We start from the raw sequence: 8561 nt of genomic DNA, 5'->3' as shown, positions 1-8561 counted from the left end.
TATGATTGAAACCCTCCGAAGACTAAATGAAGCCTCGATCTGACGGCAAAAATACGCCCTGACAGGCGTTACCCGTCATGTCATATGGGCCTTGCAACTTGTTGTCCAGAAAATTCGGCTTCTTATGATAGCTGAAGAACTGCCATTAAGTGCTTGAGATGCGGTTCTATCCATTTTGTTGGTGAGCCAGCGTTCCGCGATTCGCGGGGGGAGGCACCCCGAGTCGGATTCGGTCAGCACGATCTTATCCACAGGTCGTGAGCCTCTCTTGTGGACTTCAGTGATAAAATCTGTGGACTCTTGAGAGAGACCCTAAGTGGAAAATCAACAACTTAACAGGATTATCCCGTGGACCCTTGCGATGAAACTAATAATAGGAATCTAATATTCTACCAAATAGCTTCCTCTCCAAAGTCCACAGCGACAGATGTTGATAACTTTGCTATATCGGATTTGTCCGATCACCGAGTCACTGGAAAATGCCTTGCCTATCCGGTTGTTACCCACACCCACTAAATGTAGGGTGTGTCCATTCCCCGGAATAAAGCTCGTCAAAGGTTGGTGCGGCTGCCCTACCCGCGATTCCGAGCAGCGAGCGGAACGCGTTGAAGGGATAGAGGCGCCGGTTGAACCGAAACGTGAATTCATTGAGGTAGGCTTGTAGATGTTTGGCGCTGACCCCGTGATGGATGCCGTTGATCCAGGTCTTCAGGTTGGTAAAGACCAAGTGGACGATCGGCAGGAATTCTTCTGCCACCTCCGGGTCGCCGCATTCGGCGATTGCATGGTGGTCGAACCCGCGCCTTCCGAGACCGGCATAGCCGCTCCAGTCGTCGGTAACGATCAGCGATCCGGGAGCAACGGCGTTTTCGACGAATCCGCAGAGCGAATTGGCGCTACGGTCGGGGACAACAGCGAGACGAACGCGTCCCGCGTAGCGACCGTCTTTCCGATTGTCGAGCTTGGTTCCCGGTTTCCGGTGGCGCACCTCCACGGCACAGGCGACGAGAACCTTGTGATGGACACCCCGTCCATCGCCTCGGGTTCGTCCTCCAACCCACGTTTCATCCACTTCGACGTGTTCTTGCGGCGTGTCGCCAATCTTGTCGCGCTCGGGGCGCACCATCCCGGCGCGCAGCTTATGAAGGATGCCGAAGGCGGTCTCGTAGCGCGACAGGCCGAGTTGCCGCTGAAATTGGACGGCCGACATTCCGGGCGTCTGGCTGGCGATCAAGTAAGCCGCCCAGAACCAAGTCGACAGCGGCGTGTGACTGCGTTCCATAACGGTCCCAGCCATCAGGCTTACGTCTTTGCGACAGGCCCGGCAGCGCAGAACGCCCGGGCGCGCCTCGAAACGGAACGGCTCGCCAACGACGCCGCACCTTGGGCAGGCGAACCCTCCATTCCAGCGGGCGCTTTCGAGATAGGCGGCACAGGCCGCGTCGTTCGGGAAAATACGCTGGAATTCCGGCAGAGACTGCGGGAACGGCAGGTCTTCACGGGCCAGGACATCCATGCCCAACACTAGATCTAGTAGGTATGGGAGTCAACCGGATAGGCAAGGAAAATGCGATGGGAGAAATCCATAATCTAATCGAGGCGAGGGGAAGGGCAGGGGCGCTTGATGCCGGTATCGAGCGCAGTTTTGTTGAAGCTGCGGCCCAGTATATGGGGGACGAGGACACGACCCTGAGCTTTGCCTATTCGGGTTGGGCTCAGTGCGCCCTCCCTCATCGCAGGCTGGCGGATGATCAACCATGGGAAATCAGCATTGAAAGAACAAGGCTTGTCGTCGAGCCTGGTCGGAAGCCCAGGAGCGAAGAAGGCCCTCTAGATTTCGTCGGTGTACCGTTTGGGGCACATGCACGACTTATCCTTCTCTACCTTCAGACCGAGGCGATCAGGACCGGGTCGAGAGAAATCGAGCTCGGGCGCTCTTTGCGGGACTGGCTGAGTCGAATCGGGGTAAGCGTCGGCGGCAAGACAGCGAAGTTGGTCAAGGATCAGGCCGAGAGGATCAGCCGCTGCCGCCTGACATTTCACATTCAGGGCGGCAAATCAGTCGGTTTGATCAACCAGTCGATTATGGACGGCGCCCTGTTCGTCGAAGATACCGAGGAGGGCAGCGGAAAGCCGATGCTCTCAATGGCGCGACTCTCGGAGGGCTTTTTCGAGCAGCTGCAAAAGCATCCGGTTCCGCTTGAGGAAGCTGCCATCAAGGCCATCAACAACAACCCCGGGGCGCTGGATTGCTACCTCTGGCTGGCCTACCGCCTGCACGCACTGCCCGCCGCAAAGCTAGTCACCTGGAAGGCTCTGAAGGCGCAGTTCGGCTGTGGCTATCGAGAAGTATATCATTTCAAGGCTCGCTGGCCGAGTGCGCTGAAGCTGGCTCTTGCGGTATATCCAGATGCGCAGGTGGATATCGTGGACGAGGGTGTAATTCTGAAATCAAGCCGGCCACCGGTGCGTCCTCGCGTGCAATCGATCCGATAGACACCTACTGTTCCGCATTAAGGCTGGCATCACCAGAGTCCACGCCAGCACGCCAGGCTCGATTTCCTCACCAAAGTCCACATCCTGATCTCTGTTTTCTTGGCATGTCACCGGAGTGCATGCCCTGGTGCCGGTCCTATGGCATCTCACCAGAGTCCACGCCCTGGTGCCGGTTCTATGGCAACTCACTAGAGTCCACGCCTCGGTTCAGATTTCCTGTGCCTCCCCATCATCCCCTCACCAGAGTCCACGGCCTAGTCGTCGAGCTTTTGCCGAGATCCGGAATCATTTGTGGTCGCAAGGCCAACATCACGAGATCAAAGGCTTATCCGCCGCTCACCCTTGTCAGCTGACAGGGTCCATATGGCTGGTTGCACACCCACCAACGCTGCTTCTCACCAAAATCCACACTCGTTTGCATCCTGACTCTGGGCACAAACCGTGGACTTTAGTGAGCAATGGTCCAAGCATATCACCAGAGTCCACGGTTTGTGCCGAATGGGTACCTCGGCATTGCACCGGGAGCAGACGCTGGTTTGAAGCGTGATTTCGGCATGAGCCCGTGGACTCTGGTGAGGGGATCGGGTCTTCACCAGGCGAAATGGGCACCAATCGGATCGATCGGGTGCGCGGCATGCTGAATGACGCGATGTCAAGCGCGGCGCCGGACGACAATGGCCCGGAAATCAGCCCATGAGCAAACGGAAAACCCGGTGCTTGCTGCACAGATCAGTCGCAGACAAGCCCGCCTGATACTCTTTCAAAATGCCAATGTTCTGCTCGTTCGAACCTTGCCGGCCCTATTGCCTGGCTCCTGCTTGAGAGAACTGGCAAACCTTAAACCGAGGACCTCCCGGGGGAGCGGGTCGCGCCCCCCTCAGCCTTCTCCATACCATCCGCCTGGTGACGCGAGTGATGTGCGGCGCGGGGGGGGGCTCCGCGGTGGAAGAGTCCGGAGTGTCTGAGGGTGGCCACGTGCAGGGCGGTGTTGCCGGCTACGCCACCTCCCAGACCACGCCATCGTCGAGACGCTTGATGTAATCCACCGCGCTGCCGTTCCAGTGATAGGCATAATGCGCGCCCTGGATGGGAATCGGAATGACGTCGGGCCAGAAAACAGCGATGCACTGACCGTCCGGATAGCGGATACTTGGCCATATGATGCCGTTTGATCCTGCTGCGCGTCGTTCGGCTCCGAAGGTCTGCGAGGCGACATATTCATTGGGATGAAGGAGGTCGGCACGGCCGGTCGCGTCGTCCAGATCTACCTCGATGGTTCCGACAAGTTCGCGGAACTGCGAGGTCCAGCCGGGGTCTTCGTTGGTGGCGCGCATGAAGCGGGCGTGGTGGTGGATGGTTTCGGCTATCGCGACTTCCGTGCGGTCGCCCGCGTAGTAGAGTCCGAAGCTGCCATCTGAGAATCGGCTAGGCCGTAGAGGTGAGCAATGAACGAATGGTGCCATAACCCAACTAGCGCCCGGCCCGGTTACGCGCCGCGCCACTGGCACCTTGGACAGATCTCCGATGCTATCGCGGATGCGCGGGTTGAACTTGGCCTCCGCCGAGACCAAAGCATCCCAGTCCGCCGGGTCGGCAATGTCCTCAAAGAGATCAATCGGCGGATAGATAGAGCGGATAATGCGTATGGTGCGCGGCCAGATCACCCGGCGGATCGGTACATTCACCAAGCGCCCCGTTCTGCATCCAGGTATTTCCGAAGGTCCATCAGATCGGTGATCTCTCCGCGCAACATCAAATCCAGGCCGCTTCGACCCTCGAAGGCGTCGTTGGGCTTGCGGATCCACGCGTATCCGCGGGCAGGGTCGGTGAACAGATAGCGCAGCGCCTTATGGATCCCCATAAGTATCGCCATCCGGGCACGCAGGTCACGGTCGATACGGCCGACGTCACCAGCCTTCCAGCGCGCCCATGTCCGCTGGGCCATCTCGCCAAGGAGCACTCGGGCTTCCTGATCGGTCAGGCTCCAGGCGCGAAAAAGATTGACGGTAGCTCGAGCTAGCGCCGTTGCTTCCTCATCTGTGATAACGGGAATGTCAGGACGTGCCGTGAGTGGCTGAACCGTGGCGAATTTCACAACCTCTCTCCTCTGGCACTTATATTATAGCGATGTGCCAATTGGCAATGGGAGTGAGTGGGCGTCACTGCACGATCGGCCGGAGCAGCAAGGACAATGTCGGCCTATGGCCCGAGGAAAATTCCGAAACTATGCAGTAGCGGCAGTTTAAGGAACTGCGGCAGCGAGCGGCCACGGTGCCGCAGAGCCGGACAAGATCCCAGGACCAGGCTAATTGCCCCCTGACCGTGGTTTGCGGATGGCGGACAAAATCCAGCAGGTCGGACTGCCGGTCCCGAGTCGCATGCGCCCGGCGCTCTCAGGCTAGCCATCTACGCCGTCTGCGACTCGGGGGTGCAAAGAAAAATTTTAGGAAAAAGCGTTTCATATCAGCCGCTAAGCGCGACTCGGGCGCAAGAAACTGTGGACTCGCTCCGTGAATCTCTGAATGGTGACTGACTAGCCATAGAGATGGTGGAGTGAACAGGATGCCGAACACACGTACCGCCGGTGATGATGCGAGCGCACGCTACAGGCGCAGGCAACGCGCGCGCGGCGCTACAGGTGTGCTCGTCCACCTTCCGAACGAGACGATCAGCCTGATCGACACCATCAAGGAGCGAAAAGGTCTGCGCAGCCGCGGCCAAGCGCTCCAGCAGCTCATTGAGGAATGGAGGGCGGCCTCACCCAGAACTTTATAACCCAGACGCGCGAAAGCCCGCCTTGCCGGGCGGGCTTTCGCTAAATTCGCTACGGGCTCCGAGAGCCGTTCGGTGATTTCGCAATCCCGAACATACTCATCGGAAGCCATCCTGCCAAGCGGAAATTGCCGTTTCCGCTCACGGGAGGGCTATGCCCGTCGCGATCCGACACTGATGGAGGATCAAGATGGAGAATTTCCGCCCCGAATCGGGGCCGGGTCCCAAAAGACGAGGCGTGCGCGGCGCGCGGCGCCTCACGCTCGGGATGGTTGCGACAGAGCGACTCGCCGATGATTTCGGTACGGTGAGCGAGGGTGGCCAGGTCGACCCCGGTCGGGTGCTGGCCGCCTTCAAGGCGGCAGCGCCGTATCTGCGGTTTGGTCCGCGGGTCACGCAGGCGATCGACTGGCTGTTCCGCTTCACCCAGGTGCAGGACTGGCAGGAGGGCGCGCGGCCGATTGTCTGGCCGTCGGCGGCGATGCAGATGGAGGCGCTGTGCCTGAGCGAGGCGCAGGTGAAGCGGCTGAACCGGCTGCTCGCTCATCTCGGGCTGATCACCATGCGCGACAGTCCGAACGGCAAGCGCTACGGCCGCCGGGATCCGCGCGGCCGGATCGTCGAGGCGTATGGCTTCGATCTCTCGCCCATTGCGGTCCGCCAGGCCGAGTTCCGGGAGATCGCCGAGCGTGGCCGGGCCCGCTTCGAGGCGCTGAAGCAGCTGCGTCGTCGGGCGACGATCGCGGTGCGCGGGATCCAGCAGATCGTGGAGACGGCGACAGAGCTCGGGATCGCCGAAGGATGGGCCCGCCAGGCGGATGAGGCGAGGCGTCTGGTCGCGCGGATCCGTCGCATCGAGGAGCTGGACGAGGTGACGCTCGGCGTGACGACGCTGGAAAACCGGCAGGCGGACCTTCGCGGCAGGCTTGAGGCAGCGATCGACACGCTGAAGGAGGCCGCGCTGGGTGGTGTCGAATCAACAAATATGAACCCCAAGGGGCTCACGGATGAGCCTCATATTACATATACAAACCAGACTCTTGATCCTGCGGATCACGTATCTGCATTGAGAAAGCGTAGCTCCACCTCGGGTGGCGCGGGCACGAGCGCTGGAGGCTCGACGAGGACCGGCAGGAGTGGGGATGGAAAGGAAGCCGGGCATCGGCCAACCGGCAGTCGGGCGATAAAGCCTGAAATCCCGCCGGACGGCACGGTGTTCCGCATGACGCCGGACGAGCTGGTCAGGCTGGCGCCCCGGTTGCGGGCCTACCTGGCGAAATCCTCGCCCGGATGGCCGGAGATCGTGGAGGCGGCCGACTGGCTGCGTCATGACCTCGGTGTCTCGAAGCCGCTATGGGGGGATGCATGCCTGGCGATGGGGCGCGAACAGGCGGCGGTGGCACTGGCCATCGTCTCGACCAAGCCGAGCGACCACTTCCGCGGCTCGCCGGGTGGATATTTCCACGGGATGGTGGCCCGGGCGCGGGCCGGCGAGCTGAACCTGGCGCGATCGATCTGGGGGATCCGGGCAGCGAGCGGGATGCCGCGGCCACCAAGGTCGCACGCATGTGACGCGTCGCGCTCGATCTAATGTCTGCAATACAGCCGCGTGGTTTGCATCGCGCTCGGCTACAAAGGCCTGATCGATCGGAACTTGGCTCTTCGAATGCGCCTGAGCTTGGCTGTCGCGGAACTGTATTTTTGTCAGAACCACCCTGTAGATGGATAGTCCTGATAGCCGCGGCGACGTTTGGCGCGAGCCAGACGGCGGAGGGCATCGATGGCGGTGCCGAGATCGGGGAGGGGGTCAAACCGGGAGTGTGTGGAACGTCCGATCCGCCCCCAGGTTCGTGCGAGGCCGACGGCACCGAACAGGTCTGTAACGATCTCGATCTGGTAGTAGCGCTTTTCGTTGTGTTCGGGTCGGACCCGGATGAGTCTGATTTGCTCTGGGAACAGAGCCAACTGCATCGATTTGAAATCCCTTTCTGTCGCACGACACGCGTCAGATGCGGAATATTGCAGATGACCAGGTTGCAGCGAGGCGTGTCGATATATCTGACTGGATCTGGGTGCCTCGATATTTTGCTGAGAGGAGTTCATAGCCGGCAAAGTCTAACAAAGAGGCTATGCCCGTGCCACCCAGATCCGTAGGCTCAAGAATGAAGCGTGATGTCGGGATGATTGATAGGGGGAGCGAGTAAGCCGAGGCGGCTGGTGCCCTGATGAGCCAGGTTTTTAAGAACCTTGCGCTTGCATCGTCATCCTGCGCCTCTCCTCATGAGATCGTTGGTGATGGTGTCGAGCTTTATGTATTGGATTTTGCGATACGGTGCGCTATATGGCAGGCAAGGAGATTAGCCATGGCCACAGTAGCTGAACGCAAGGAATACCCGATCTCGATGCGCTTGCCCGAGGCGGATGTTGCAATGATCGATCGCGCTGCGAGCTTGCGCGGGCGTTCGCGCACGGATTTCGTACGCGACGCCGCTGTGCGTGCGGCAGAAGAGGTTGTGATGGAGCAGGGCTTGATCCGGATGAGCGCGGAAGGCTTCGCCGAATTCATGGATGTGTTGGCGCGTCCCGCCGCTCCGGTGCCGGAGATGGTGGAAGTCCTGAAGCGACCCGCGCCGTGGGAGCCCGGTTACGTTGCCAAGCGGTGAGCTATTTGCCGCTGTCGGAGCCTGAACCACTTACCGCTGCTCACGATGTATCGGAGTTCTCCTGCGGGAAATCGCCGCTCGATCACTGGCTCAAATCGCGCGCGCTTTCCAACCAGCAGAAGGGCTTTACCGCCGTCGTCGTTGTGCATGAGGCTGGTCGTGTTGTTGGATATTACGGCCTTGCTCCCACCGCTATCGTGCCGACAGTTCTGCCCCGCTCGATCCGGACAGGGCAGCCACCCAATCCGGTTCCATGCATGCTACTCGGTCAACTGGCGATCGACACCAGGTGGGCGGGGTTGGGCATCGGCACAGGCCTTGTGAAGCACGCCCTTCAGCGCTGCGTTCAGGCGGCTTCGCTTATTGGCGGTCGGGCCTTGATGGTCAACGCGGTCGATAAGGAAGCCGCCGAATTCTGGCAGCGGCGCGGCTTTGAGCAATCCAGGGACGATCCGTTGGTCCTGCTCCGCTCGATCAGCGATATCGCGGCGTCACTCGGTGTGGGGGGTGGGAACTAAAAGCCAAGTTCCTGGCATTCGGTCACATGGAAGCCGTTCGGCGGTGAAGGTAGCACTGGCAATGAGAGGAGCCAGGAAATCCATTCCGGGGCGTAGGCATATGTCGAGCAGG

8 protein-coding genes are annotated in these 8561 nt (G+C 60.1%); 4 read left to right on the top strand and 4 right to left on the bottom strand.

Annotation, left to right across the window (positions count from 1 at the left end):
- Positions 1 to 499: 499 nt before the first annotated feature.
- Entirely contained in the window at positions 500 to 1516 is a 1017-nt protein-coding gene (locus ACMV_RS18390) for an IS1595-like element ISAcr1 family transposase (protein ID WP_007421341.1), read from the bottom strand.
- A 56-nt stretch (positions 1517 to 1572) separates the two neighbouring features.
- Between ACMV_RS18390 and ACMV_RS18385 the strand changes: the two genes are divergently transcribed.
- Positions 1573 to 2496, top strand: a complete 924-nt coding sequence (locus ACMV_RS18385; protein ID WP_013635080.1) for a replication protein RepA — start codon at positions 1573 to 1575, stop codon at positions 2494 to 2496.
- Between the two features lie 995 nt (positions 2497 to 3491).
- Here the strand turns inward: ACMV_RS18385 and ACMV_RS18380 are convergent.
- Together ACMV_RS18380 and ACMV_RS18375 are read right to left on the bottom strand one after the other, a co-directional pair.
- Positions 3492 to 4184, bottom strand: a complete 693-nt coding sequence (locus ACMV_RS18380) for an RES family NAD+ phosphorylase (RefSeq protein WP_007424910.1) — start codon at positions 4182 to 4184, stop codon at positions 3492 to 3494.
- Positions 4178 to 4591 (bottom strand): MbcA/ParS/Xre antitoxin family protein, encoded by a 414-nt coding sequence (locus tag ACMV_RS18375; RefSeq protein WP_013635079.1) that lies wholly within the window; start codon positions 4589 to 4591, stop codon positions 4178 to 4180. Before ACMV_RS18375 ends, ACMV_RS18380 begins: the two co-directional genes overlap by 7 nt.
- An 867-nt stretch (positions 4592 to 5458) precedes the next feature.
- Here ACMV_RS18375 and repC point away from each other — a divergent pair.
- Positions 5459 to 6859 carry a plasmid replication protein RepC gene (gene repC / locus ACMV_RS18370; protein ID WP_007424912.1) on the top strand — a complete coding sequence of 467 codons (1401 nt, stop codon included), beginning with the start codon at positions 5459 to 5461 and terminating at the stop codon, positions 6857 to 6859.
- 113 nt (positions 6860 to 6972) lie between these two features.
- Here the strand turns inward: repC and ACMV_RS18365 are convergent, their stop codons facing one another.
- Positions 6973 to 7239 carry a WGR domain-containing protein gene (locus ACMV_RS18365; RefSeq protein WP_011930438.1) on the bottom strand — a complete coding sequence of 89 codons (267 nt, stop codon included), beginning with the start codon at positions 7237 to 7239 and terminating at the stop codon, positions 6973 to 6975.
- Between the two features lie 392 nt (positions 7240 to 7631).
- Here ACMV_RS18365 and ACMV_RS18360 point away from each other — a divergent pair, with 392 nt between their 5' ends.
- Both ACMV_RS18360 and ACMV_RS18355 read left to right on the top strand, forming a co-directional pair.
- Positions 7632 to 7931, top strand: coding sequence for a type II toxin-antitoxin system TacA family antitoxin (locus ACMV_RS18360; protein ID WP_007424913.1), 300 nt, complete (start codon positions 7632 to 7634; stop codon positions 7929 to 7931).
- Positions 7932 to 7936: 5 nt separating this feature from the next.
- Positions 7937 to 8449 (top strand): GNAT family N-acetyltransferase, encoded by a 513-nt coding sequence (locus ACMV_RS18355; RefSeq protein ID WP_039889251.1) that lies wholly within the window; start codon positions 7937 to 7939, stop codon positions 8447 to 8449.
- Positions 8450 to 8561 lie beyond the last annotated feature (112 nt).

The sequence above is a fragment of the Acidiphilium multivorum AIU301 genome, assembly GCF_000202835.1.
Taxonomy (GTDB): Bacteria; Pseudomonadota; Alphaproteobacteria; order Acetobacterales; family Acetobacteraceae; genus Acidiphilium; species Acidiphilium multivorum.
This window is presented reverse-complemented; position numbering and strand designations above follow the sequence as displayed.